Origin of the sequence: Pseudomonas sp. ITEM 17296 (assembly GCF_028895205.1) — a bacterium.
GTDB classification, from domain to species: domain Bacteria; phylum Pseudomonadota; class Gammaproteobacteria; order Pseudomonadales; family Pseudomonadaceae; genus Aquipseudomonas; species Aquipseudomonas kermanshahensis.
The window spans coordinates 147,845-173,489 of record NZ_WJRS01000003.1 but is presented as its reverse complement, the minus strand read 5'-3'; the positions used below and the strand labels follow the sequence as shown (position 1 = coordinate 173,489).

Sequence of the window (25,645 nt, the reverse complement as noted above, 5' to 3'; positions counted from 1 at the left end):
CCCCATGCGCGATTATCAGTGGCTGCATGAGTACTGCCTGAACCGCTTCGGCTCGGCCCAGGCCCTCGAGGCCTTTCTGCCGCAGCCACGCACGCCTGCGCAACTGCGCGACATCAGCGACGACCGCTACCTGTCGACCCTGGCCCTGCGCGTGTTCCGCGCCGGGCTCAAGCACAGCCTGGTGGATGCCAAGTGGCCGGCGTTCGAGCAGGTGTTCTTCGGTTTCGACCCGGAGAAGGTGGTGCTGATGAGCGCCGAGCACTTGGAGCGGTTGATGCAGGACGAGCGCATCATCCGCCACTTGGGCAAGCTCAAGAGTGTGCCGCGCAATGCGCAGATGGTGCTGGATGTGGCGAAGGAAAAGGGCAGTTTCGGTGCGTTCATCGCCGACTGGCCGGTGACCGATATCGTCGGCCTTTGGAAGTACCTGACCAAGCATGGCAACCAGCTGGGTGGCCTATCGGCGCCGCGGTTCTTGCGCATGGTCGGCAAGGACACGTTTATCCCGACCGAGGATATGGCGGCCGCGTTGATTGCGCAAAAAGTGATCGACAAGCAGCCGACCAGCCAGCGTGACCTGGCGTTGGTGCAGCAGGCGTTCAACCAGTGGCATGCCGAGAGTGGGCGACCCCTGTGCCAGCTGTCGGTGATGCTGGCGCATACCGTCAACCACTGAGATTGCTGCGGCCGCGTTGCGGCCTCTGTGGGAGCGGGCTTGTCCCGCGAAGGGGCTGCAAAGCAGCCCCTGAATCAACTCCCTTCGCCCGCCATGCGCCGCTCATACTGGAACTTCCAGCGCACAAACAGCAGCCCGCTGACGAACAAGCCCAGGCTTACCAGCACCTCGACCCAGCCAAACAGCGCCCGGGCCGGGTCGAACGCCGCCAACACGCCCTTGATGAAATAGATATTCACCACAAAGCAGGTCCAGGCATGCGCCCGGGCGCTGCCCTTCAGCATGCCCGGCAGCAGCAACAGCAGCGGCACCAGTTCGATCGCCAGAATCACTTCGACGCGCGCCCCGTGCAGGTTGGCGAACCACAGGTTGTTCACCACCAGCAGCGCGATCAGGCCAAAGAAAAACGCCAGGCTCAGCGCCCGCGTCAGGCGCAGGCGCGGTGCCAGCCATTGCAGTGGCGGCAACACCTTGGGCTTTTTAGCCACGCGCGGCCTCCAGGGCCTTGGCGGTGCTCGCCAGGCGTTGGCCGAGGGCACGGCACAAGGTGATTTCGTGAGGGTCGAGCTCGCGCTTGCCATCGGCGCCGGCGTGGTGGCTGGCGCCATACGGTGTGCCGCCGCCGCGGGTTTCGAGCAAGGCCGATTCGCTGTAGGGCAGGCCCATCACCAGCATGCCGTGGTGCATCAGCGGCAGCATCATCGACAGCAGGGTGGTTTCCTGGCCACCATGCAGGCTGGCGGTGGAGGTGAATACCCCGGCGGGCTTGCCCACCAGTTCGCCACCCAGCCACAGGCTGCTGGTACCGTCGAGGAAGTACTTAAGCGGCGCGGCCATGTTGCCGAAGCGGGTCGGGCTGCCCAGCACCAGGCCGGCGCAATGGCGCAGGTCGTCGAGGGTGGCGTACAGCGCGCCGCTGGCCGGGATGTCCGGGGCCACAGCTTCGCACTCAGTGGAAATCGCCGGCACGGTGCGCAGGCGCGCCTCCATACCGGCCATCTCGACACCGCGGGCAATGTGCCGGGCCATTTCGCTGGTGGCGCCATGGCGGCTGTAATACAAAACCAGGATGAAGGGCTGGCTCACGGCAGGATCTCCAGCACCTTCTCGGGTGGGCGGCCAATCACGGCTTTATCGCCGGCCACCAGAATCGGCCGCTCGATCAGCTTGGGGTGTTGGGCCATGGCGTCGATCAATTGCGCGTCGGTCAGGGCCGGGTTGGCCAGGTTCAGGTCTTTGTATTCGTCTTCGCCGGTGCGCAGCAGCTGGCGCGGGGCGATGCCCAGCTTGCCGAGCAGGGCCGTCAGGGTGGCGGTGTCTGGCGGGGTTTCGAGGTAGCGCACGATGGTCGGCGCCAGGCCGCGTGCTTCGAGCAGTTCCAGCGCGCCGCGGGATTTCGAGCAGCGCGGGTTATGATAGAGCGTCAGGTCAGTCATGTCGGGTCGCATCCAGCTGGGTGTGGCGGCTATTCTAACCGCAGCGACTGAACCATTTGCTTGAAACTTCGAGAAGGATTGACCCATGGCAAGGCGTTTGGCAGCAGTACTGGCCATCACCGCGGGCCTGTTGCTCGGTGGTTGCGGTGCCGACTACGGCGTGGACCAACACGGCAATACGGTAAAGGCCGAGCAGATCGAGGGGCACTGGGTAGTGCTCAACTATTGGGCCGAATGGTGCGGACCGTGCCGTACCGAAATCCCTGAGTTGAATGCGGCGGCCAAGCAATGGGCGGCCGAGGGGATCAAGGTGGTCGGGGTGAACTTCGATGGCTTGCAGGGCCAGGACCTGAAGCAGGCGGCGGACACCCTGGGCATCGGCTTTACCGTGCTGGCGCAGGACCCGGCCGAGCGTTACGAGCTGCCCCGCAGCGAGGCGCTGCCGGTGACCTACATCATCGATGACAAGGGCAAGGTACGTGAACAACTGATGGGCGAGCAGACCCTGGAAGGGCTGCAGGCCAAGATCAAGGCCCTGAAGGGCGCATGATGCCAGTTGGGGCTGCTTTGCAGCCCTTCGCGGCACAAGGCCGCTCCTACAGGTGACCGCGTCATCCCAGCGTACGCGGTTACCTGTAGGGGCGGCCTTGTGCCGCGAAGGGCCGCAGAGCGGCCCCGGCAGTCCTCAACCTTCTTCAGGCCAGAACCGCAGCGGCTTGCCCTCGGCCGGCCAGAAGCGCATCTGCTCGACAGGCGAGACATCCCAGCGTTGTACCGTCTCCAGCGCCTGCAGGAAGCGTTTTTCCTGTTCCATCAATGCCGGCGCGCACAGCTTGCGGGTCTTGCCGACCTTGCCGAAGCTCAGGTGCTTGCCTTCCAGTGTATACGGGGCAAACCAATGGTTGCAGCCGCCATTACCGTAGGCGCGGCCATCGCTGGCCAGGGTCAGGGTAAGGTGGCTGTAATCGATCAGCGGGCGTTCGCCAATCCACTCCAGTACATAGCTGCGCTCCTGCTGCAGCTTCGACGGTTGCGCGGCGCAGCCGAGCAGGCCGGTGGCAATCAGCACGCCGGTCAGCAGCTTTTTCACTCAGCGCTCTCCTGGCAACGCGGGCACAGGTGCTTCTCGCCACGGCTGGCCCAGCCCAGCTCCGCGATACGGGCGCTGGCCGCCGGCTGGCGGGCTTTCTTGCCCATCTTGGCATCGACTGCGAACTCGAAGTCCAGCACGGCGTCGCACTGGTCGCACTCGACCTGCCAGGTGAGGATTTCCAGCTCGCTGAACACCGGGCCGCTGGCCACGGCAACCCACTGGCCGCGCGGGTTGATCAGGTGACGCACGCTTTCCACGGTCAGTCGCATGGACAAGTCCTTGCTGCCCTTGAGGGTCACCAACAGCGTGTCGCCCTTGTGCATCGAACCGCCGTTGCCAGTCACCTGATAGCGGCCGGGTACCAGGGCGCGGCACTCGATCAGGGTGTGTTGCGGGTTGAAAAGGGTGTAACGGAAATCGTGCTCGACCATGGGTCCTCCAGAAATGCCGCGTATCCTAGCATTAACCCGATACCAGATTCTGGGGTTTGCCTGCCATCCAGCGGTTGATGTTGTCCAGCGTGGTGGCGGCGATGGCGTCCAGCGCCTCGCGGGTGAGGAAGGCCTGGTGGGCGGTGATGATCACGTTGGGGAAGGTCAGCAGCCGGGCCAGCACATCGTCTTGCAAGGGCTGGTCGGAGCGGTCCTCGAAAAACAGTTGGGCCTCTTCTTCGTAGACGTCCAGGCCCAGGTAGCCCAGCTGGCCACACTTGAGCGCGTCGATCAATGCCGGGGTGTCAACCAGCGCGCCGCGGCCGGTGTTGATCAGCATGGCGCCAGGTTGCAGTTGAGCCAGGCTTTGCGCATTGATCAGGTGGCGGGTGTGCTCGGTCAGCGGGCAATGCAGGCTGATGATGCGCGCCTCGCGCAGCAACTCGGGCAGGGGCAGGTAGCGGGCGCCAAGGGCCAGCAGGTCTGGGTTGGGGTAGGGGTCGTAGGCCAGCAACTGGCAGCCGAAGCCGGCCATGATGCGGGCGAACGCAGCGCCGATCTGGCCGGTGCCGACCACACCGACGGTCTTGCCGTGCAGGTCGAAGCCGGTCAGCCCATGCAGGGTGAAATCACCTTCGCGGGTGCGGTTGTAAGCCCGGTGCAGGCGCCGGTTGAGGGCGAGGATCAGCGCCACGGCGTGCTCGGCCACCGCGTGTGGCGAATAGGCCGGCACCCGCACCACGGCCAGGCCCAGGCGCTGGGCGGCCGCCAGGTCGACGTGGTTATAGCCAGCCGAACGCAGGGCGATCAGGCGCGTGCCGCCAGCGGCCAGGCGCGCCAGCACTTGGGCGTCCAGCTCATCGTTGATGAAGGCGCAGACAACCTCGTAACCGCTGGCGAGGGGCGCGGTGTCCAGGGTCAGGCGGGCGGGCTGGAAGTGCAGCTCCAGGGCAGTGCCGGCAGCGGCCTGGGTGAAGCTTTCCTGGTCGTAGTGTTGGCTGCTGAACAACAGGGCGCGCATGGTCGGGCTTCCTTTGCGAGTGTCTGGGGATTGTAGCTGGCCGTCCTGTGTGGCCGTTGTAGGAGCAGCCTTGTGCTGCGAAGAGGCCGGTGACAGCACAGTGAATCTTCGCTGCTGTCACCGGCCTCTTCGCAGCACAAGGCTGCTCCTACAGCGGCACAAGGCTGCTTCTACAGAAGGGGGCAAGGCAGCGCTGTCAGGCATTGATGTGTGCCTGTGTCGCCAGCCGGCTGATCGCGCTGTCGAGTTCATCCAATGCCTGCTGCGCGTGGGGGTGCTCTTGTTTGAGCAAGGTCTCGCTGCGCTGGCATGCCGCCCGCAGCTGCGGCACACCGCAATAACGCGAGGCACCGTTGAGGCGGTGTACCTGCTCGATCAAGGTGGTGTGATCCTGCGCTTCGCGGGCGGCGCGTATCGCCTGGCGGTCGGACTCCAGTGACGCCAGCAGCATGGCCAGCATGTCGGCCGCCAAGTCGGATTTGCCGGCGGCCAGGCGCAAACCTTCGTCGGGGTCGAGCACCTTCAGTTCGTCGCTGTTGAGCCGCTGTTCGGCCAAGCGCTCTTGCTGCGGCACGCCCAGGCTCAGGCCGGTCCACTTCATCACCACCTGGGCCAACTGCCGCTCACTGATCGGTTTGGTCAGGTAGTCGTCCATGCCGGCATGCAGCAGCGCGCGTTTCTCGTTGGCCATGGCATGCGCGGTGAGGGCGACAATCGGCAGCGGGCTGCCGCTTTGGGCGTTTTCCCAGAGGCGGATCTGCTCGGTGCAGGCGCGGCCATCCATGCCGGGCATTTGCACGTCCATCAGCACCAGGTCGAAGGGCTCATCCTGCACCGCTTGCACCGCCGCATAGCCGTTGTCGACGGCCAGTACCTGGGCACCCAGGTCTTCGAGCAGGGTCTGTACCAGCAGCAGGTTGGCTGGGTTGTCGTCGACGCACAGAATCTTCGGCTGGCGCTGGCCGCTGAGGATGTTCGGCTCGCCCAGCGGGCGACGTGGTTGGATCAGCTCCAGCAGCAGCCGACGCAACTTGCGCGTGCACGTTGGCTTGGACAGGAGTTGGCCATGGCCATTGGGCAGGTAGGGGTGGTACAGCGCCTGTTCGGTGGTCGGGCACAGCACCACGCACTGGCACTGGTAGCGGTCCAGTTGCAGGTGGTACTCACCGAGCTGCTCGGGCGTCAGGTTGCCCAGGTTGGCGCCGAGCACCGCGAAGTCGAACGGGTGGCCCGCCTGGCTTGCGGCCTGTACCGCATGCAGAAGCTGGTCGTACGAGGCAAACAGGCTGACGCTCAGGCCGCAGTCTTCAAGCTGGTGCTCCAGCGCCTGGCGCGCGAGCTCATGGCTGTCGACGATGGCGGCGCGGCGGCCCAGCAGGGGCTGCAGCGGCAGCTCTTCGGCATCGTCGTGAGCCTTGGGCAGGTTGAGGCTGATCCAGAACTGCGAGCCTTCGCCCGGCGTGCTGTCGACGCCGATCTCGCCGCCCATCTGCTCGATCAGGCGCTTGGAAATCACCAGGCCCAGGCCGGTACCCCCAGGCTGGCGCGCCAGCGAGTTGTCGGCCTGGCTGAAGGCCTGGAACAGCGTGCGCACATCCTGCGGCGACAGGCCGATGCCGGTGTCTTGCACGCTGATGCGAAGCTGCGCGCTGTCTTCGTGTTCGTCTTCAAGCATGGCGCGCACGACGATGGTGCCTTCGCGGGTGAACTTGATCGCGTTGCTCACCAGGTTGGTGAGGATCTGCTTGAGCCGCAGCGGGTCGCCGATCAGCGATGATGGGGTGTCGCGGTAGATCAGGCTGAGCAGTTCGAGCTGCTTGGCGTGCGCGGCCGGGGCGAGGATGGTCAGGGTGTCCTGGACCAGGTCGCGCAGGTTGAACGGAATGCTGTCGAGCACCAGCTTGCCGGCCTCGATCTTGGAGAAGTCGAGGATCTCGTTGATGATCCCCAGCAGGTTGTCGGCGGACTTCTCGATGGTGCTCAGGTAATCCAGCTGGCGCGGCGTCAGCTCGCTTTTCTGCAGCAAATGGGTGAAGCCGAGGATGCCGTTGAGCGGGGTGCGGATCTCGTGGCTCATGTTGGCCAGGAACTCCGACTTGATGCGGCTGGCCTCCAGGGCCTCCTTGCGGGCCATGTCCAGCTCGATGTTCTGGATCTCGATGGTCTCCAGGTTCTGGCGCACGTCTTCGGTGGCCTGGTCGATGCTGTGCTGCAGCTCTTCGTGGGCGCTGTGCAGGGTTTCGGCCATGCGGTTGATGCCGCGGCCCAGCTCGTCCAGCTCGTGGCTGCCCATGGCCGGCAGGCGCTCGTCCAGGTGGCCGTCCTTGAGCTGATTGACCGCATGCTTGATGCGTTTGATCGGGTCGTTGATGGTGCGGCTCATGCGCAGTGCCAGCAGGCCACTGAGGGCCAGGCAGGCGAGGATCAGCAACAGGCTGGTGAACAGGTTGCGGTAGCCACGCAGCAAGGTGCCGTCGTGCGACAGTTCGATTTCGACCCAACCCAGCAGGCGCTCGGCTTCGGCCGGCACGGCATCGGTGGCCAAGTCGCGGTGGTGGCCGAAGACCGGCATCAGGTAGCGGGTGGCGTCATTGCCGGTGCGTTGCAACAGTTGCGTGCCGGTACCGCCGGTGGGCGGCTGGTTGAGCATGCTCGGGCCTGCATGCGCCAGGCGCGTGCGGTCTGGGGCAAGAAAGGCGACCGCGCGCACGTCGGTTTGCTCCAGGGTCTGCGCGGCAATCCGTTCCAGCTGCGCGGGAGCCCGCTTGGCCATGGCAGGTGCAGCCAGCGGCGCCAGTTGCTCGGCGATCATCTTGCCGCGTTGCAGCAGCTGGGTGCGCAAATCGCTTTGCTGCAGCCAGGTGAAATAACTGCCCAATACCAGCGCCATCAAGCCGGCAGGCAGCAGGGCCAACAGCAGGACCCGGCTTCTGATTCCCAAACGATCGAGCACACTTGCCTCCTGTCATGTGCCTGGACGCCGTCAACTGCGTGACGGACCAAGCCGGGAAGTTACTCCGCCTGCTCGGCTATTGCACCCATTTGTCTGTCTTTTCGTGGCCATGTCGAGGCATTGGTCGCAGGGCGGTTGCCTAGAGCAGAGCGGATGCTCAATAATCGCGCAATTGAGAATGCATGGCAGTTGCCAATGAATCCCGTAGCTATTCATACTTCCACTATCCTCGCCATCGAGGACGACCCGGTGCTGGGTGCCTACCTGCACGAGGAGCTGCAGCGTGGCGGCTTCCAGGTGACCTGGTGCCGCAATGGGCTCGAAGGCCTTGAAACCGCAGGCCGGCAGGCATTCGACGTGGTGTTGATGGACATCCTGCTGCCTGGGCTCAACGGCCTGGATGCACTGGCCCAGTTGCGCACGCGCAGCGCCACGCCGGTGATCCTGATGTCGGCGCTGGGCGCCGAAGCCGACCGTATCAGCGGTTTTCAGCGCGGCGCCGATGACTACCTGCCCAAGCCCTTCAGCATGGCCGAGCTGCAGGTACGCATCGAGGCGATCCTGCGGCGCGTGGCCTTGGAGCGGCGCCATCAGCCGCAGCAAGAGGCCGCCGGAGGTGGGTTGCAGTTCGACGAAGGCCTCAGTGACGTCAGGCTCGAAGGGCGCCTGGCAGGCCTGACCCCCAGCGAATATCGCCTGCTCGAGATCCTCAACCGCAACCTGGACGAGGTGCTGAGCAAACCCTTCCTTTATCAGCAGGTCTTGCAGCGCGGTTACTCGCGGCATGATCGCAGCCTGGACATGCATGTCAGCCAGATCCGCCGCAAGCTCAAAGGCATCGGCTACCACGAACGGCAGATCCGCACTGTCTGGGGCAAAGGTTACGTGCTTAGCGCCAGCGAGATGGAGTGAGCCATGCTCGACCGCCATTCGCTGTTCTGGAAGCTGGCCATCCTGCTGGTGGGCTTCTGCCTGCTGATGATCGGCCTTAGCTACACCTGGGGCCGGCACATGGAAACCCAGAACGCCTTTCTGTCCGAACCGGCCCGCCAACTGCTGCGTGGTTATGCGGCTGAGGCCGAGCAGGCCTGGCGCAGCGATGGGCGAGCGGGGCTGGACCGCTGGGTGCAGGCCATGCACCAGCGCGAGCGTGGCTGGGTCGGCGTGCTCGACATCAGCCTGCGGCCGCTCGACAGCGCCACCCTGAACCCCCAGATCATGCAACGGCTAACGCGCCTGCGCGGCGTCGACTGGCCGATGAGCCTGCGCAGTGTCGACCAGCCATGGCTGCGCATCCCGTTCCCGGGGGCGCCGGAGCAGGGCATGCTGGTGATCGAACTGCCAGAGCGCCTCAACCCCGGCCAGTACCGCATGCTGTGGCGGGTGCTGACCAACGGCATCATCCCCGCTCTGTTCACCTTGCTGCTGTGCGTTGGGCTGTACCGCATGCTGATCGTGCCGCTCAACCAGCTGCGTGAGCAGGCCAATGCCTGGCGCGCCGACCAGCTGTCGGCCCGCCTCGATTCGCGCACCATCGCCCGGCATGACGAACTCGGCGAGCTGGCTCGCGCGTTCGACCAGATGGCCGAACGGCTGCAGGGTACGGTGGCCATGCAGCAACAGATGCTGCGCGACCTGTCGCACGAAATGCGCACGCCGCTCAGCCGGCTACGCGTGGCCTGCGATGGCGAAACCGACCTGCAGCGCCTGCGCGAACGCCTGGCGCGTGAAGTGGACTGCATGCAGCAATTGGTCGAGGGCACCCTGCAATTGGCCTGGCAGGATGCCGAGCGTGCGCCGATGAACCTTGAGCCCATCCAGGTTCAAGCGTTGTGGGACCTGCTCGCCGAGGACGCCAGCTACGAAAGCGGCTGGTCGCCCGAGCGGCTGCGCTGCGAACTGCCCGCCAGTTGCTGGGTGCAGGGTAACCTCAACCACCTGGCCCAGGCGCTGGAGAACATGCTGCGTAATGCCATCCGCCACTCGCCGACTAACGGCGTGGTGCGCTTGGGCGGGCAGCGCGACGGTAACCACTGGCGGCTGTGGCTGGAAGACGAGGGCGGTGGGGTTGCAGAAGAGGACCTGGAACGGATCTTCGCGCCATTCTCGCGCCTGGACGGTTCGCGGCCTGGGGACGGCGGTTTCGGGCTGGGTTTGAGCATTGCGCGCAGTGCCATCCAGCGCCAGGGCGGGACCTTGTGGGCAGAAAATGGCAAGCGCGGGCTGCGCCTGTGCATGCGCTTGCCGCTCCATGTGCCAGCCCCCGCCAAGGACAACCCACGGCCGCAGGTCGCCGCGTTATAGCTTGTAGCTATATGCATCACAGATTGCGTGATATGGCCCGGAAAGGATTGCCGGTATGATAGGCGCCCCTGCCGTCCGGATTGTGAAATACGCCATGACCTTGCAGTACCCAACCATCGCCGATTGCGTCGGCAATACGCCCCTGGTTCGCCTGCAGCGCATTGCCGGAGAGACCAGCAACACGCTCCTGCTCAAGCTCGAAGGTAACAATCCCGCCGGTTCGGTCAAGGACCGCCCGGCGCTGTCGATGATCGCCCGCGCCGAACTGCGCGGCCAGATCAAGCCGGGTGACACGCTGATCGAGGCGACCTCGGGCAACACTGGCATCGCCCTGGCGATGGCGGCAGCGATCAAGGGTTACAAGATGATCCTGATCATGCCAGACAACTCCACCGCCGAGCGCAAGGCCGCCATGACGGCCTATGGTGCCGAGCTGATCCTGGTGACGAAGGAAGAGGGCATGGAAGGTGCCCGCGACCTCGCCGAGAAGCTGCAGGCCGAGGGCCGCGGCCTGGTGCTCGACCAGTTCGCCAATGGCGACAACCCGATCGCCCACTACAACAGCACCGGCCCGGAAATCTGGCAGCAGACCCAGGGCACCATCACCCATTTCGTCAGTTCGATGGGCACCACCGGCACCATCATGGGCTGCTCGCAGTATCTTAAAGAGCAGAACCCAGCCGTGCAGATCATCGGCCTGCAGCCGATGGAAGGCTCGGCCATTCCGGGCATCCGTCGCTGGCCCGAGGAATACCTGCCGAAGATCTTCGACGCCACCCGCGTCGATCGCGTGGTGGACATGTCCCAGCAGGAAGCCGAAGACACCACCCGCCGCCTTGCCCGTGAAGAGGGCATTTTCTGCGGCGTGTCTTCCGGTGGTGCGGTCGCGGCGATGCTGCGCCTGTCCCGCGAGGTGGAAAACGCGGTAATGGTCGCAATCATCTGCGACCGTGGTGACCGATACCTGTCCACTGGCCTGTTTGATCCGAGCTAAATGTCCAAGAAGAAAAGCAACAGCGGCCTGCGCTTCCAGCCAGCCGGTGGCAACCGTAGCCCCCAGGTTCCCGTGGGCAAGAAACAGCGCCTGGATATCGAGCGCCTGGCCGGTGACGGCCGTGGCATCGCCTTCCATGAAGGGCGTACCTGGTTTGTCAGTGGCGCGTTGGCCGGTGAAGCCGTCGAGGCCCGCGTGCTCATTGCCCGCGGCAAAGTCGTGGAGGCGCGCCTGGAGCGCGTGCTGCAGGCCAGCCCCGAGCGGCGCGAAGCCCCTTGCCGGCACTATGCCCGCTGTGGCGGCTGCAACCTGCAGCATCTGCCCCACGAAGCGCAGCTGGCGCTCAAGCAGCGCACGCTGGCCGAACAGCTGCAGCGGGTTGCCGGCGTGCAACCCGAGGCCTGGGCCGCCCCCCTGAGCGGGCCGGAATTCGGCTACCGGCGCCGGGCGCGGGTGGCTGTGCGCTGGGACATCAAGGCGCGTCAGTTGGAGGTCGGGTTCCGTGCCGAAGCCAGCCAGGACATCATTTCCATCGACGACTGTGCAGTGCTGGTACAGCCCTTGCAGTCGATTCTGCGCCACTTGCCGACGGCGCTGCGTTCGCTGAGCAAACCGCAGGTCATCGGCCATGTGGAACTGTTCAGCGGCACCGCTGAGGCGCTGCTGGTGCGCCATGTCGCGCCGCTGCCGGCGGATGACCTGGCCCGCCTGCAGGCATTTTGCGACGAGGCCAAGGCGCAGCTCTGGCTGCAGGGCGAGGGTGAACCGGCGCCGGTAGACGCGGCCACGACCCTGGGCTTTACCCTCGAACCCTGGCAGCTGGAATTGGCCTGGCGCCCCGGTGATTTCGTGCAGGTTAACGCCCAAGTCAATACGGCGATGATCGAGCAGGCGTTAGCCTGGCTCGCACCGCAAGCCGACGAACGTGTGCTTGACCTGTTCTGCGGCCTGGGTAATTTTGCCCTGCCGTTGGCGCGGCAGGCGCGTGAAGTGGTGGCGGTGGAAGGGGTACAGGCCATGGTCGATCGGGCCGCGGCCAATGCCCGAAACAACAATGTGCATAACGCACGGTTTTTTCAGGCCGATTTATCGCAGCCTTTGGCAGGTGCCGAGTGGGCCGCCGAAGGCTTTTCTGCGGTACTCTTGGACCCACCGCGCGACGGTGCTTTCGAGGTGGTGCAAGACATCGCACGCCTCAAGGCCAAGCGGCTGGTCTACGTATCGTGCAACCCGGCCACGCTGGCGCGAGACGCCCAGGTGCTGGTCGGACAGGGGTACCGGTTAAAAAGGGCCGGGATTCTCGACATGTTTCCTCAGACGGCGCATGTCGAGGCCATGGCGTTATTCGAAGCGGGCTAGCAGACTGGCCCGTTGGTGCGGTTGCCAGGGAATGGCGGCCACACGGTGGAAGCCTGCGCACCCGCGTGGTGCGCTGTATGGAAAGGTAAAACAAAGATGGTACAGGTGAGAGTGCACCAGCCGGTCAACACTGACGGCAGTATCAATCTCGAAGCATGGCTGGATCATGTGGTAAGCGTCGATTCAGCCCTGGATCGCGCAGCGCTGAAAGAGGCCTGCGAATTCGCTCACGAAGTCGAGAAGAAGGGTAACCCTGCCAAGCATTCCTGGGCCGACGGTACGTCCAGCTTCCAGGCGGGCCTGGAGATCGCCGAGATTCTCGCCGACCTCAAGCTCGACCAGGATTCGCTGGTAGCTGCCGTCATCTACCGTTCGGTGCGTGAAGGCAAGGTGACCCTGGCTGAAGTCAGCCAGCGTTTTGGCCCGGTGGTGTCCAAGCTGATCGACGGCGTGCTGCGCATGGCGGCCATCAGTGCCAGCCTCAGCCCGCGCCAGTCGCTGGTGCTGGGCTCCCAGGCGCAGGTCGAGAACCTGCGCAAGATGCTCGTGGCCATGGTCGACGACGTGCGCGTTGCACTGATCAAGCTGGCCGAGCGCACCTGCGCAATCCGTGCGGTCAAGGCCGCCGACGACGAAAAACGCCTGCGCGTCGCGCGCGAGGTGTTCGACATCTATGCCCCCCTGGCGCATCGCCTGGGCATCGGTCACATCAAGTGGGAGCTGGAAGACCTGTCCTTCCGCTACCTTGAACCCGACCAGTACAAACAGATCGCCAAGCTCCTGCACGAGCGCCGGCTGGACCGCGAGCGCTTCATCAGCGACGTGATGAACCAGCTGCAGAACGAGTTGCTGGCCACCGGCGTGAACGCCGACATCAGTGGCCGGGCGAAACACATCTATTCGATCTGGCGCAAGATGCAGCGCAAAGGCCTTGAATTCAGCCAGATCTACGATGTGCGTGCGGTGCGTGTGCTGGTCCCGGAGATCCGCGATTGCTACACCGCGCTGGGTATCGTGCATACCCTGTGGCGGCACATCCCCAAGGAATTCGACGACTACATCGCCAACCCGAAGGAAAACGGCTACCGCTCGCTGCACACGGCGGTGATCGGCCCGGAGGGCAAGGTGCTGGAGGTGCAGATCCGCACCCACGGCATGCACGAGGAAGCGGAGCTGGGGGTTTGCGCCCACTGGCGCTACAAGGGCACCGACGTCAAGCCGAGCTCCAATCACTACGAAGAGAAGATTTCCTGGCTGCGCCAGGTGCTCGAGTGGCATGAAGAGCTGGGTGACATCGGCGGCCTGGCCGAGCAGCTGCGCGTCGACATCGAGCCGGACCGGGTCTACGTGTTCACCCCGGACGGCCATGCCATCGACCTGCCCAAGGGCGCCACGCCGCTGGACTTCGCCTACCGCGTGCACACCGAAATCGGCCACAACTGCCGCGGCGCCAAGATCAACGGGCGTATCGTGCCGCTGAACTACAGCCTGCAGACCGGCGAGCAGGTCGAGATCATCACCAGCAAACACGGCAACCCCAGCCGTGACTGGTTGAACTCCAACCTGGGTTACGTCACCACCTCGCGGGCACGGGCCAAGATCGTTCACTGGTTCAAGCTGCAGGCACGCGACCAGAACGTCGCCGCCGGCAAGACCTTGCTCGAGCGCGAACTCAGCCGCCTGGGCCTGCCGCAGGTGGACTTCGAGCGCCTGGCCGAGAAGACCAACGTCAAGACCGCCGAAGACATGTTCGCCTCGCTCGGCGCGGGTGATCTACGCCTGGCTCACCTGGTCAACGCTGCCCAGCAGTTGCTGGAGCCTGAGCGTATCGAGCAGATCGAGCTGGTGCAGCGCAAGCCCACGGGCCCGCGTACCGGCAAGCGCGGCGATATCCAGATCCAGGGTGTCGGCAACCTGCTGACGCAGATGGCCGGTTGCTGCCAGCCGCTGCCGGGCGATGCCATCGTCGGCTACATCACCCAGGGCCGCGGCGTGAGCATCCACCGTCAGGACTGTGCCTCGGTGCTGCAACTGGCAGGCAAGGAGCCAGAGCGGATGATCCAGGTGAGTTGGGGGCCGATCCCGGTGCAGACCTACCCGGTCGACATCGTCATCCGTGCCTACGACCGCCCAGGCTTGTTGCGTGACGTGTCGCAGGTGCTGCTCAACGAGAAGATCAACGTGCTGGCGGTCAACACCCGCTCGAACAAGGAAGACAACACGGCGTTGATGTCGCTGACCATCGAGATTCCGGGCCTGGATGCGCTCGGGCGCTTGCTGGGGCGGATCTCGCAGTTGCCGAACATCATCGAGACGCGGCGTAACCGTACCCCTTGAGACCGAGGTGGCTGCTTCGCGGGTAAACCCGCTCCCACAGGTTGAGTGCAAACCTTAAGCTATGCACGGTACCTGTGGGAGCGGGTTTACCCGCGAAGGGCGCACCACCGAAGGACCTGCTTAATGACCTACACCCTCGAAGACCTGCTGCACCTCATGGCCCGCCTGCGCGATCCGCAATATGGCTGCCCGTGGGACTTGAAGCAGGACTACGCCAGCATCGTCCCGCACACTATCGAAGAAGCCTACGAGGTTGCCGACACCATCGAACGCGGCGATTTCGAGCACTTGCAGGGTGAGCTGGGCGATCTGTTGTTCCAGGTGGTCTATTACAGCCAGCTGGCCCGGGAAGAGGGGCGTTTCGAGTTTGACGGGGTGGTCGACAGCATCACCCGCAAGCTGATCCGCCGCCACCCGCACGTATTCCCCACCGGCGAGCTGTATGCACCGGTAGACACGCCCAGCTTGAGCGAGACCCAGGTCAAGTCGCGCTGGGAAGAGATCAAAGCCGAGGAACGCGCCGAAAAAAGCGAACCCGAACAGCTGTCGCTGCTCGATGACGTGCCAACGGCATTGCCTGCATTGTCGCGGGCAGCCAAACTGCAAAAGCGTGCGGCCACGGTCGGTTTCGACTGGCCCGACGCATTGCCGGTGCTGGACAAGGTACGCGAGGAGCTGGACGAAGTCCTGCAGGCCATGGCCGACGGTGATGCCGATGCGCTGGAAGATGAGGTCGGCGACCTGTTGTTCGCCACCGTCAACCTGGCCCGCCACCTCAAGCAAGACCCGGAACATGCCCTGCGCCGTGCCAATCGCAAGTTCGAGCGACGTTTCCGTTTTATCGAACAGGCATTGCGCGACAGCGGTCGGCCCATCGAAGACTGTAACCTTGACGAGCTGGATGCCCTTTGGGGTGAAGCCAAACGTCAGGAAAAGAACCTGCCCAGCTGCGGCTGAGCTGTTAAGTGAGTGAACATTCATGAGCCTTTCCCTTCGCGACCAATTGCTCAAAGCCGGTCTGGTCAACCAGAAACAGGTCTCGCAGACCAACAAAGCCCAGAAGAAACAAAAGCGCCTGGAGCACAAGGGCCAGGTCGAGGTGGACGACACCCAGCAGCGCTTGGCCAAGGAAGCCATGGCCGAAAAGGCCAAGCGTGACCAGGAGTTGAACCGCCAGCAGCAGGAAAAGGCCGAGCAAAAGGCTCGCGCCGCGCAGATCAAGCAATTGATCGAAGCGACCCGCCTGCCCAAGCTCAACAGTGAGGACTACTACAACTTCGTCGACGACAAGAAGGTCAAGCGCATTGCCGTCAATGCCCTGATGCGCAGCAAGCTGAGCAATGGCTCGCTGGCGGTCGTGTCGTTTGCCGGCGGCTACGAAGTGATTCCGCGTGAGGCGGCGGTGAAGATCCAGGAGCGCGACCCGCATCGCGTACTGCTGCTCAACACCCATGTCGAGGAAGCCGACGACGATGACCCGTACGCGGCTTACAAGATCCCTGACGATTTGATGTGGTAAGCATGAAAAACCCCGCCTAGGCGGGGTTTTTTGTTCAAAGACTGTGGCATTGCAGGGTCATTGTGTAGTGCGCTGACTTTCCAGGTCCTCAAGCTCTACACGGTACTGATGGGCTTCATGCTCATTGTGGAACATCCCGACCAATTGGCCTTGCTGGTGCACATCCCAGATCCGCACGCCAGCGGCCAGGCCTTCGTGGGACATTTTCGATTCGTCGCGTTCGGTTACTTGGACTGTCATCGGTAAACTCCACTGCTAGGTTGGTTGCGACACTGTGTCGCACACCTCCTTTATAGGGTTTGTTAGCAGGCTAAGTAAATAAAACAGGGATGAAACAAGTTTCATGAAGCTCAGGGGCTGCGATTTGCTTGGCTTGGGGTTTGAGTGGGGGGGGGGCGCAAATCAAGCGCCGCCCGCGCGGCGCTTCGCAGCACAAGGCTGCTCCTACATCTGTTTCGGGCCAGTCACGCCTGTACCAACGCGCGCGACCGCCTTGTTTGTTCTACATGAGGGGCGCGCGCCTGTGTCTCAGGACTCATTGGCCCGAAACAAATGTAGGAGCAGCCTTGTGCTGCGAAGCGCCGCGCGGGCGGCGCTCGATCTCATAGGCGCTGAAGATGCTATGGCGAGCACCTCAAAAAACGAAGCCCCGCACAAGGCGGGGCTCCGGGTGCTTCAGGCTGCGGATCAGTTACCCTTCACCGGCTTGCCATCGACCGTGCCATCCTGCAGCACGATCACGTACTCCTTGCCATCGGTTTCGACCTGGCGCAGTTGTACCAGCAGGTAGTCCCAGCTCTTGGCGAACCACAGCTCGGTGATGCGCTTGCTCTGGCTAGGGTCGCGCACGCGCTCGACCTTGACCGCATCGACCTGGCCGGTCTTGGTGGTGACCTTCTCGGTGCCCAGGACGCGGAAGTCGTAGGTGTCGATCTCGTCACCGTCGACCACCTGGTAGGTCATGCTCTTCTTGCCGGCCGCCACATCATGCTGCAGCGCCAGTTGGTAGGACGACTTGTCCAGCACGCCGCGGTTGAGCGGCAGGTTGATCGCATCGCCACGGTCGCTGCCGGTGACTTTCTTGCTGGTCCAGTCGAAGTTCAGGTCGACCTTCTTCGCCTTGCCCAGGCCGCCACGCTCGAAGTGGTACTTCTGCGGCAGCAGGGTGTCGTTTTCCAAGCGCAGGGTGCTTTGCTCGGTCAGGCTGGCGATCATCATGGAAGCCTTGAAATTAAGGTCCCAGGTACCGTTGGCATTCTTCACCAGGCTGCGCTCGGCGGTGCCGCTCATGGGCAGCTGCTTCCAGTCGGCGGTGTAGCTGGCCGAAAAAGGCTTCAGATCAGCTGCCTGGAGGGGCAGGGCGAGCACGGCGAGAGCCAAGAGCAGGGCGCGACGCATAAAGTCTCCTAGGATCGAATCAAATGACCGCTGGCCGCCAGGGGCTGGCCATCCAGTAAGGCACCGTGCTCGTCCAGACGCAAGCGCCCCTCGGCGAACCAGTGCACGGCCAACGGGTAGATCAGGTGTTCCTGATGGTGAACCCGCTGGGCCAGGCTTTCAGCGGTGTCGTCCGACGTCACCGGTACCACAGCCTGTACGACCAGTGGGCCGCCATCGAGTTCCTCGGTGACGAAGTGTACGCTGCAGCCATGCTCGGCGTCGCCTGCCTCCAGGGCCCGTCGGTGGGTGTGCAGGCCCTTGTACTTGGGCAGCAGCGACGGGTGGATATTGAGCAGGCGGCCCTGATAGTGGCGGACGAAGCCGCCACTGAGGATACGCATGAAGCCGGCCAGCACCACCAGGTCTGGCGCAAAGCCGTCGATGCGCGCCATCAGCGCGGCATCGAAAGCTTCACGACCGTCAAAGGCGGTGTGGTCCAGTACGGCGGTGTCGATGCCAGCGGCTGCGGCGCGTTGCAGGCCATAGGCATCGGCGCGGTTGGACACCACCGCACGGATGCGCACCGGGCTGTCTTCACCGCGGCAGCTGTCGATCAGGGCTTGCAGGTTGCTGCCGGAACCCGACAGCAATACCACTACATTGCAGGTCTTGCTCGGCATCAGTGTGCCTTGAGGTTCTGCAGCTCGACCTGGGCGGCGCCTTCGGCGGCCTCTTCGATGCGGCCGATGACCCAAGGCTGCTCGCCTTCAGCGCGCAGAACGTTCAGGGCGTTTTCGACCTGGTCCTGAGCTACGCAGATGACCATGCCGACGCCGCAGTTCAGCACGCGGTGCATTTCATGCTCGTCAACGTTGCCTTGCGCCTGCAGGAAGTCGAATACCGCTGGACGCTGCCAGCTGGCCACGTCGACCACGGCCTGGGCGTTTTTCGGCAGTACGCGCGGGATGTTGTCCAGCAGGCCGCCACCGGTGATGTGGGCCATGGCCTTGACTGCGCCCGTCTGCTTGATCAGTTGCAGCAGCGGCTTGACGTAGATGCGGGTCGGCGCCATCAGCAGGTCGGTCAGTGGCTTGCCGTCGAGCTGGGTGTTCTCGATGTCGGTGCCGGACACTTCGAGGATCTTGCGGATCAGCGAGTAGCCGTTGGAGTGCGGGCCGGAAGACGGCAGGGCGATCAGCGCGTCGCCGGTGGCAACCTTGGAACCGTCGATGATCTCGGCTTTTTCTACCACGCCGACGCAGAAGCCGGCCAGGTCGTAGTCTTCGCCTTCGTACATGCCAGGCATTTCGGCGGTTTCACCACCGACCAGCGAGCAGCCCGCCAGTTCGCAGCCTGCACCGATACCGGTGACCACGGTGGCGGCGACGTCGACGTTCAGTTTGCCGGTGGCGTAGTAGTCGAGGAAGAACAGCGGCTCTGCGCCGCACACCACCAGGTCGTTGACGCACATGGCGACCAGGTCCTGGCCGATGCTGTCGTGCTTGTTCAGGTTCAGGGCCAGGCGCAGCTTGGTGCCGACGCCATCGGTGCCGGAGACCAGAACCGGCTGCTTGTAGCCGGCCGGGATCTCGCAGAGGGCGCCGAAGCCACCCAGGCCACCCATGACTTCAGGGCGTGCGGTGCGTTTTGCCACGCCCTTGATGCGTTCGACCAGTGCTTCGCCGGCGTCGATGTCTACACCGGCGTCCTTGTAGCTCAGGGAGGGTTGCTTGCTCATTGATCCAGGCCTTTAGGAGGGAGGGATTCTTAAAAACGACCGTGACGGCCAAGGCCGGCTTTGCTGCGGCGGCTGCCTGAAACGTCAGAGGTCTGTGAAGGCGCGCGATTTTATCAGGGTTGCCGTGCAGCGGCCATCCTCAGGCCGACGGGCAGGGCTGGAAAGCGTTAAAAAGGTGAGTGGGGAGGGTGTGGGTTGAGGGTTGTGTCGCCTGGGAGATCGAGCGCCGCCCGTGCGGTGCTTCGCAGCACAAGGCTGCTCCTACAGTTATTAGGGCCAATTATTCCTGCAAACGTCACTGGCCCGAAGCAAATTGTAGGAGCAGCCTTGTGCTGCGAAGCGCCGCGCGGGCGGCGCTCGGTCGTGAAAACACCCTAAATCCCGAGGCCTGCGCCTGGCAGTCATGCGCGCCCCTGTATAAGGTGTAAGCCATATAGGAGCATTTTTCGTTCCACCGCGGTCACAGCCTGCATGACAACGGCCGTTCCACCTTGTTTCTGGACAGGAATCCTCCATGCGTCTTTTCAACACTCTTGCAGCAGGTTGTCTTGCCCTGATCTCGCTAGCCGCGCAAGCCGAGAACGTCTCCGGGCTTTATCAGGTGCGCGAGCCGCTTCAGGGGCAGGGCGCTGAAGCCCGTACCCAGGCCACCGGCAAGGCCCTCGAGACCTTGGTCCTGCGCCTGACCGGTGACCCGAAGGCGGCGCAAAGCCCGGCATTGGCCGAGCTGCGCAAAGACCCGCAGCAAATCATCAACCAGGTTGGTACCGAAGCCGGCCCGCCCGAGTCCGTGCTGGTCGAGTTCGACCCCGGCAGCACCGAACGCGCCTTGCGCAAGGCCGGCCTGGCCCTGTGGGGGGGCAACCGGCCATCGATCCTCGGCTGGTGGCTCAACGAAAACGCCGAGGGCAGCAACCTGGTGGGTGACGGCCAATCCGCCGCCCAGCACTTGCGCCGTGCAGCCCAGCACCGGGGCCTGCCATTGCGGCTGCCGCTGGCTGACCTGCAAGAGCAGTTGGTGGCCAATGCCAAGCAGGTCGAAGGCAATGACCCAAAACCGCTGCGCGAAGCTTCCGAGCGTTACGCGGCCGATGCCCTGCTGGCGGTACACGCCCAAGAGGCGGATGGCAAATGGCAAGGCAAATGGCAGCTGTGGGTAGGCGACCAGCACGAGCAGGGCAGTGCCGAGGGCGCCGACCAGGCGGCGTTGGCCGACGCGGTGATGCTGGCCGTGAGCAGCCGCCTGGCGCCGCGCTATGTGACCCGCCCAGGCGCCAGCAGCCAGCAGCAGATCCAGGTGCAGGGGATGAACCTGCAACGCTACGCCGAACTGAGCCGCGTACTCGAACCCTATGGGCCGCGGCTTAAAATGGTTGAAGGCAGCACGCTGACTTACGGTGTCACGGCCAACCGCGACCAATTACGTGCCCAACTCGGCCTGGCCAAGTTGCAGGAGGTACCGGCTGAGCAGGCGCCCGTTGCCCCCGCCGTGCCTGCCCCTTCAACGGACGTGAGCCCCGAGCAACCTGATGTGCCCAAGCCGTTCGACGGCCTGCGTTTTCGCTGGTAAGGAGTACCCATAGTGACCGATATGCGCCGCTGGATCTGGCTGGGCGCAGCACTGCTGATGGCCGTGCTGTTATATAGCCTGCACAATATTCTGACCCCCTTTCTGATCGGTATCCTGCTGGCGTACCTGGCAGACCCGCTGGTAGACCGCCTGGAGCGCCTGGGGCTGTCCCGCACCTGGGGCGTGGTGGTGGTGTTCAGCCTGTTCACCCTGATATTCATGGCCTTGCTGCTGGTGCTGGTGCCGATGCTGGCCAAACAGTTGGTGCGCCTGTACGAACTGGCGCCGCAGATGCTCGACTGGCTGCAGCACGTGGCGCTGCCCTGGGTGCAACACCGCCTTGGCCTGGCCGACGGCTTCTGGAAGTTCGACAAGATCAAGGCTGCCATTGGCGAGCACATGGGCCAGACCACCGACATCGTCGGTATCGTGCTGTCCCAGGCCACGGCGTCAAGCCTGGCCTTGATCGCCTGGCTGGCCAACCTGGTGTTGATCCCGGTGGTGGGCTTCTACCTGCTGCGTGACTGGGACCTGATGATGGCCAAGCTGCGCAGCCTGCTGCCGCGCCACCGCGAACCGCAGATCGTGGAGTTGGCGGGGGAGTGCCATGAGGTACTGGGCGCGTTCGTTCGCGGCCAACTGATGGTCATGCTCGCACTGGGCGTCATCTACTCGGCTGGGCTGATGCTGGTGGGGCTCGAGCTTGGCTTGCTGATTGGCATGCTGGCGGGGTTGGCAGCGATCGTGCCGTACATGGGCTTTATCATTGGTATCGGTGCGGCGCTGGTGGCCGGCTTGTTCCAGTTTGGCGGTGACTTGTATCCGATGCTGGGCATCGTTGCGGTGTTCATGGTCGGCCAGGCGCTTGAAGGCATGGTGCTGACGCCCTTGCTGGTGGGCGACCGCATCGGCCTGCACCCGGTGGCGGTGATCTTCGCCATTCTTGCTGGTGGCGAGCTGTTCGGTTTCACCGGGGTGCTGCTGGCGCTGCCGGTGGCGGCGGTGATCATGGTGCTGCTGCGGCATGCACACGATTTGTACAAAGAGTCGGACATGTATGGCGCAGATGTCGATCCAGAATTGTGAGGTGGGGCCGAAAGGCCCCCATAAAGAGCCGCAACTTGTTGATTTTGTTTGCGCTCTTCTGCTCACTGATTGTGCCGCCCGCGCTCCGGGTATAGACTTTGCACACTGTTCACCAAAGGCCCCCCGTGGTCCTAGCGACCGCCCGCGAGCATGAAACCACCGATCCAGTTGCCCCTGGGTGTGCGCCTGCGCGATGACGCCACCTTCATCAACTACTATCCGGGCGCCAATGCTGCGGCATTGGGCTACGTCGAGCGCCTATGCGAAGCTGACGCCGGCTGGACCGAGAGCCTCATCTACCTGTGGGGCAAGCAGGGTGTCGGCCGCACTCACCTGTTGCAGGCCGCAACACACCGTTTCCAGCAATTGGGCGAGCCCGCCGTCTACCTGCCGTTGGCGCAATTGCTCGAGCGCGGTGTCGAATTGCTCGACCACCTCGAGCAATACGAGCTGGTGTGCATCGATGACCTGCATGTAATTGCCGGAAAGGCCGATTGGGAAGAGGCCATGTTCCACCTCTTCAACCGCCTGCGCGACAGTGGCCGCCGCTTGCTGCTGGCGGCCTCCAGCTCGCCGCGTGAACTGCCCATCAAACTGGCCGACCTCAAGTCGCGGCTGACCCTGGCGTTGATCTTCCAGATGCGCGGCATGTCTGATGAAGACAAGCTGCGTGCCCTGCAGTTGCGCGCGTCGCGCCGTGGCCTGCACCTCACCGATGAGGTTGGCCATTTCATCCTCACCCGCGGTACCCGCAGCATGAGCGCGTTGTTCGACCTGCTTGAGCGCCTCGATCAGGCATCGCTGCAAGCGCAACGCAAGCTGACCATCCCATTCCTGAAGGAAACCCTGGGCTGGTAAGCCCCTGAAATCCTTGGGCCAGAGCGGAAAAACGAAAAAGTCACATCTTTTTCGATAAAATTTGCAAATGGCCATGATAGAGGGCATAGTTTCCCCCTTCTAAAGGATTACTGACACGGTCGTGCCCATGCTAAAGCGCTTCGCACCCCTCGTGCCCCTCGCACTCGTGACCCTGCTTTTTGGCTGCGCGGCACAAGCCCCGGTATCTCAGCCCCAGGATCACACCCCGAACGCCGCACAGTCGGCGTTCAAGGCCAAAGCCTCGCCTTCGTCGGTATTCGGCGAACCGGAAGAGCTGGCCACTGAAGATGACCTGGAGGCCTTCTCCAGCAGCAGCAAGCCTTACCAGCTGCCAGTTCTGGCTGACAGCATTCTCGAGCGCGGCATGTCGTTGATCGGCACCCGCTACCGCTTCGGCGGTACCTCGGAGAAGTCCGGCTTCGACTGCAGCGGCTTCATCGGTTACCTGTTCCGCGAAGAAGCCGGCATGACCTTGCCGCGTTCGACGCGTGAAATGATCAACGTCGATGCCCCGAAAGTGGCGCGCAACAAGCTCAAGCCAGGCGACCTGCTGTTCTTCAGCACCAATGGTCGTGGCCGTGTGAGCCATGCGGGCATCTACCTGGGTGACAACCAGTTCATCCACTCCAGCAGCCGCCGCAGCGGTGGTGTGCGCATCGACAGCCTCGGTGATCGCTACTGGAGCAAGACCTTCATCGAAGCCAAGCGTGCCTTGGCGATGGCGCCGACCAACATCGCGCGCAACTGATAGCAAAATGATTTACCCTGCCACGGCGGCGATGCTTTGAAAAAAAGCTCGCCGCCGTGCGCATTTACAGAAAGCGTCTAATCTAAATTCTCAACACTTTTCGGCTGCGGTCCAGCGGTCTCAGACAGGATGTTCTGGCCATGGTAATGATGGCGCGCTTCGCATTCCTTTCCCTGGTGGCATTGCTTGCTGCCTGCTCCAGCCGCGCGCCTGCGCCGGCCCCTGTGGTTCAGCCGCAGGTTACCTACAGCCAGCCAGAGGGTTCGCCGATTGCCGACGACGTGTTGATCCGTGCGATCGGGCTGGTGGGCACGCCTTATCGCTGGGGCGGCAATACGCCCGACTCCGGGTTCGATTGCAGCGGCCTGATCAAGTATGTCTACCGCGATGCCGCCGGCATCAGCTTGCCGCGTTCGACGCGCGAGATGATCGTCATGCGCGCGCCTACCGTGGATGCCAAGGCGCTGCAGTCGGGTGACCTGGTGTTCTTTGCCACCAGTGGCGGCTCGCAAGTCAGCCATGCCGGTATCTACGTCGGGGAAGGGCGCTTTGTGCATGCGCCGTCCACCGGCGGTACGGTGCGCCTGGACTACCTGTCGAACAGCTACTGGGCCAAGGCTTACCTGCAGGCCAAGCGCGTGATTCCGCAGGGGCACCTGGCGCAGAATCCCTGAGGCCTGCGCAGTCAGCAGTTGATCGCTGACTGTGTAGGAGCAGCCTTGCGCTGCGAAGAGGCCGGTGCATATGGCTTAGATGTAGGGGCCTTCACCGGCCTCTTCGCAGCACAAGGCTGCTCCTACAAGGCCTTGCTCACCCGCCAGATCACGTTCCCCACGTCATCCGCCACCAGCAAACCGCCGCGCTGATCATTGATCACCCCCACCGGTCGCCCCATGGCCTTGCCTTCGTCATTCAGAAACCCCGTCAGCAGGTCGACCGGTTTGCCGGCAGGTTTGCCTGTCGCGTCGAACGGCACGAAGATCACCTTGTAGCCACTGTGCGGCTTGCGGTTCCACGAGCCGTGCTGGCCCACGAATGCCCCCTGCCCGAACGGCGGCGGCAACACGCCAGGCTCGGCGAACGTCAGCCCCAGCGATGCCGTGTGCGGGCCCACCGCGTAGTCCGGCATCAGTGCCTGGGCAACCTTCTGCGGGGCCTGCGGCTCGACCCGCTGGTCGACGTGTTGCCCGTAATAGCTGTAGGGCCAACCATAGAAGCCGCCATCCTTGACTGACGTGATGTAGTCCGGCACCAGGTCGCTACCGATCTCGTCACGTTCGTTGACCGCCGTCCACAGTGCGCCGCTGTGGGGCTCCCAGGCCAAGCCGTTGGGGTTGCGCAGGCCGCTGGCAAACACGCGCTGCTGGCCGCTGGCAGGATCCACTTCCCAGATCGCCGCACGGCCTTGTTCCTTGTCCAGGCCGTTTTCCCCCACGTTGCTGTTGGAGCCCACCGTCACGTAGAGCTTCTTGCCGTCAGGGCTGGCGATCACGTTCTTGGTCCAATGATGGTTAAGCGGCCCGCCTGGCAGTTCGACCACCTGCTGGCCCTCGCCGCGAATGTGCATGGCCCCGGGCTCGTAGTGAAAGCGCAGCAGTTTGTCGGTGTCGGCCACGTAGAAGTCCTTGCCCACCAGCGCCATGCCGAAGGGCGAATTGAGCCCTTCGATGAAGGTGGTGCGCACTTCCGCGACCCCATCATGGTCGGCATCGCGCAGCAAGGTGATGCGGTTGGCGCTAGGCACGCCGGCGCCGGCGCGCTTCATCGCCTTGCCCATCACCCAGCCACGCAGGCCTTTGCCATCTTCAGGCTTGGGCGGGGCGTTGGTTTCGGCCACCAGCACATCGCCGTTGGGCAACACATAGAGCCAGCGCGGGTGGTCGAGCTTGTCGGCGAAGGCCGTTACCTGCGTGCCGGCTGCAGCCTGGGGCTTGGCGCCCTGGGGCCAGCCAATGGCCGGCGCGATGTTCACCGTGGGGACCAGCGTCTTGTTGGGCGGGGGCAGTTGCGGCGAAGGGCCGCTGCCGTCCATCACGTCCAGGCGGGCTGTGTCGCTGCATCCCGCCAGGCCGGCAGCCAACACCCAGGGTAAGACGATGCCGATGCGCTTCATGGTCGCTG

The 25,645-nt window shown here is 63.8% G+C and carries 26 protein-coding genes; 14 read left to right on the top strand and 12 right to left on the bottom strand.

Annotated features, from left to right (window positions below; genetic code table 11):
• Positions 1-4 precede the first annotated feature (4 nt).
• Positions 5-676, top strand: a complete 672-nt coding sequence (locus GIB19_RS05210) for a DNA-3-methyladenine glycosylase I (protein ID WP_274884060.1) — start codon at positions 5-7, stop codon at positions 674-676.
• 74 nt (positions 677-750) lie between these two features.
• On the opposite strand, the gene GIB19_RS05205 is transcribed toward GIB19_RS05210, so the two are convergent.
• The 3 genes from GIB19_RS05205 to arsC are packed head-to-tail and all read right to left on the bottom strand — an operon-like array spanning position 751 to position 2,112.
• Positions 751-1,164 carry a DUF2069 domain-containing protein gene (locus GIB19_RS05205; protein ID WP_274884058.1) on the bottom strand — a complete coding sequence of 138 codons (414 nt, stop codon included), beginning with the start codon at positions 1,162-1,164 and terminating at the stop codon, positions 751-753.
• On the bottom strand, positions 1,157-1,762 hold the full coding sequence (gene wrbA / locus GIB19_RS05200) for an NAD(P)H:quinone oxidoreductase (RefSeq protein WP_027595839.1): 606 nt from the start codon (positions 1,760-1,762) through the stop codon (positions 1,157-1,159). Before wrbA ends, GIB19_RS05205 begins: the two co-directional genes overlap by 8 nt.
• Positions 1,759-2,112, bottom strand: a complete 354-nt coding sequence (gene arsC, locus GIB19_RS05195) for an arsenate reductase (glutaredoxin) (protein WP_027595840.1) — start codon at positions 2,110-2,112, stop codon at positions 1,759-1,761. Before arsC ends, wrbA begins: the two co-directional genes overlap by 4 nt.
• A gap of 85 nt (positions 2,113-2,197) precedes the next feature.
• On the opposite strand from arsC, the gene GIB19_RS05190 reads away from it, so the two are divergent.
• Positions 2,198-2,662 (top strand): TlpA disulfide reductase family protein, encoded by a 465-nt coding sequence (locus tag GIB19_RS05190; RefSeq protein WP_027595841.1) that lies wholly within the window; start codon positions 2,198-2,200, stop codon positions 2,660-2,662.
• A 135-nt stretch (positions 2,663-2,797) separates the two neighbouring features.
• On the opposite strand, the gene GIB19_RS05185 is transcribed toward GIB19_RS05190, so the two are convergent.
• The 4 genes from GIB19_RS05185 to GIB19_RS05170 form a co-directional block, all read right to left on the bottom strand.
• The gene (locus GIB19_RS05185; protein ID WP_027595842.1) at positions 2,798-3,202 is read right to left on the bottom strand and encodes an META domain-containing protein; all 405 of its coding nucleotides are present in this window, start codon (positions 3,200-3,202) and stop codon (positions 2,798-2,800) included.
• A complete protein-coding gene (locus GIB19_RS05180) occupies positions 3,199-3,636 on the bottom strand; it encodes a hypothetical protein (RefSeq protein ID WP_274884056.1) in 438 nt (145 codons plus the stop codon). Before GIB19_RS05180 ends, GIB19_RS05185 begins: the two co-directional genes overlap by 4 nt.
• 31 nt (positions 3,637-3,667) lie before the next feature.
• Entirely contained in the window at positions 3,668-4,657 is a 990-nt protein-coding gene (locus GIB19_RS05175) for a 2-hydroxyacid dehydrogenase (protein WP_186702966.1), read from the bottom strand.
• A 196-nt stretch (positions 4,658-4,853) separates the two neighbouring features.
• Positions 4,854-7,610: a response regulator gene (locus GIB19_RS05170; RefSeq protein WP_099428502.1), complete on the bottom strand. Its 2,757-nt coding sequence runs from the start codon at positions 7,608-7,610 to the stop codon at positions 4,854-4,856.
• A gap of 195 nt (positions 7,611-7,805) precedes the next feature.
• Here GIB19_RS05170 and GIB19_RS05165 point away from each other — a divergent pair, with 195 nt between their 5' ends.
• The 7 genes from GIB19_RS05165 (at position 7,806) to GIB19_RS05135 (ending at position 16,123) form a co-directional block, all read left to right on the top strand.
• On the top strand, positions 7,806-8,522 hold the full coding sequence (locus GIB19_RS05165; protein ID WP_099428503.1) for a response regulator transcription factor: 717 nt from the start codon (positions 7,806-7,808) through the stop codon (positions 8,520-8,522).
• Positions 8,523-8,525: 3 nt separating this feature from the next.
• On the top strand, positions 8,526-9,914 hold the full coding sequence (locus GIB19_RS05160; RefSeq protein ID WP_274884052.1) for a sensor histidine kinase: 1,389 nt from the start codon (positions 8,526-8,528) through the stop codon (positions 9,912-9,914).
• A 94-nt stretch (positions 9,915-10,008) separates the two neighbouring features.
• Entirely contained in the window at positions 10,009-10,908 is a 900-nt protein-coding gene (cysM, locus tag GIB19_RS05155; RefSeq protein WP_027595848.1) for a cysteine synthase CysM, read from the top strand.
• Positions 10,909-12,267, top strand: coding sequence for a 23S rRNA (uracil(1939)-C(5))-methyltransferase RlmD (gene rlmD, locus GIB19_RS05150; RefSeq protein WP_274884050.1), 1,359 nt, complete (start codon positions 10,909-10,911; stop codon positions 12,265-12,267).
• Between the two features lie 96 nt (positions 12,268-12,363).
• The gene (gene relA / locus GIB19_RS05145; RefSeq protein ID WP_027595850.1) at positions 12,364-14,604 is read left to right on the top strand and encodes a GTP diphosphokinase; all 2,241 of its coding nucleotides are present in this window, start codon (positions 12,364-12,366) and stop codon (positions 14,602-14,604) included.
• Positions 14,605-14,727: 123 nt separating this feature from the next.
• Positions 14,728-15,561, top strand: a complete 834-nt coding sequence (gene mazG / locus GIB19_RS05140) for a nucleoside triphosphate pyrophosphohydrolase (protein WP_027595851.1) — start codon at positions 14,728-14,730, stop codon at positions 15,559-15,561.
• Positions 15,562-15,583: 22 nt separating this feature from the next.
• Entirely contained in the window at positions 15,584-16,123 is a 540-nt protein-coding gene (locus tag GIB19_RS05135) for a DUF2058 domain-containing protein (RefSeq protein ID WP_027595852.1), read from the top strand.
• Between the two features lie 57 nt (positions 16,124-16,180).
• Here the strand turns inward: GIB19_RS05135 and GIB19_RS05130 are convergent, their stop codons facing one another.
• From GIB19_RS05130 to purM, 4 genes are all read right to left on the bottom strand, one after another.
• The gene (locus GIB19_RS05130; protein WP_027595853.1) at positions 16,181-16,363 is read right to left on the bottom strand and encodes a hypothetical protein; all 183 of its coding nucleotides are present in this window, start codon (positions 16,361-16,363) and stop codon (positions 16,181-16,183) included.
• 447 nt (positions 16,364-16,810) lie between these two features.
• Positions 16,811-17,521, bottom strand: a complete 711-nt coding sequence (locus GIB19_RS05125) for a DUF3108 domain-containing protein (RefSeq protein ID WP_027595854.1) — start codon at positions 17,519-17,521, stop codon at positions 16,811-16,813.
• 8 nt (positions 17,522-17,529) lie between these two features.
• On the bottom strand, positions 17,530-18,183 hold the full coding sequence (gene purN, locus GIB19_RS05120; protein WP_027595855.1) for a phosphoribosylglycinamide formyltransferase: 654 nt from the start codon (positions 18,181-18,183) through the stop codon (positions 17,530-17,532).
• Positions 18,183-19,241: a phosphoribosylformylglycinamidine cyclo-ligase gene (gene purM / locus GIB19_RS05115; RefSeq protein WP_027595856.1), complete on the bottom strand. Its 1,059-nt coding sequence runs from the start codon at positions 19,239-19,241 to the stop codon at positions 18,183-18,185. Before purM ends, purN begins: the two co-directional genes overlap by 1 nt.
• Positions 19,242-19,755: 514 nt before the next feature.
• Between purM and GIB19_RS05110 the strand changes: the two genes are divergently transcribed.
• The 5 genes from GIB19_RS05110 (at position 19,756) to GIB19_RS05090 (ending at position 24,198) form a co-directional block, all read left to right on the top strand.
• Positions 19,756-20,811: a DUF2066 domain-containing protein gene (locus GIB19_RS05110; RefSeq protein ID WP_274884043.1), complete on the top strand. Its 1,056-nt coding sequence runs from the start codon at positions 19,756-19,758 to the stop codon at positions 20,809-20,811.
• A 12-nt stretch (positions 20,812-20,823) separates the two neighbouring features.
• On the top strand, positions 20,824-21,897 hold the full coding sequence (locus tag GIB19_RS05105; RefSeq protein ID WP_099428509.1) for an AI-2E family transporter: 1,074 nt from the start codon (positions 20,824-20,826) through the stop codon (positions 21,895-21,897).
• A 150-nt stretch (positions 21,898-22,047) separates the two neighbouring features.
• The gene (hda, locus tag GIB19_RS05100) at positions 22,048-22,755 is read left to right on the top strand and encodes a DnaA regulatory inactivator Hda (protein ID WP_027595859.1); all 708 of its coding nucleotides are present in this window, start codon (positions 22,048-22,050) and stop codon (positions 22,753-22,755) included.
• A 127-nt stretch (positions 22,756-22,882) separates the two neighbouring features.
• Positions 22,883-23,524, top strand: coding sequence for a C40 family peptidase (locus tag GIB19_RS05095; RefSeq protein WP_274884041.1), 642 nt, complete (start codon positions 22,883-22,885; stop codon positions 23,522-23,524).
• 140 nt (positions 23,525-23,664) lie between these two features.
• Entirely contained in the window at positions 23,665-24,198 is a 534-nt protein-coding gene (locus GIB19_RS05090; RefSeq protein WP_027595861.1) for a C40 family peptidase, read from the top strand.
• A 122-nt stretch (positions 24,199-24,320) separates the two neighbouring features.
• On the opposite strand, the gene GIB19_RS05085 is transcribed toward GIB19_RS05090, so the two are convergent.
• Positions 24,321-25,637, bottom strand: a complete 1,317-nt coding sequence (locus GIB19_RS05085) for a PQQ-dependent sugar dehydrogenase (RefSeq protein WP_274884039.1) — start codon at positions 25,635-25,637, stop codon at positions 24,321-24,323.
• Positions 25,638-25,645 lie beyond the last annotated feature (8 nt).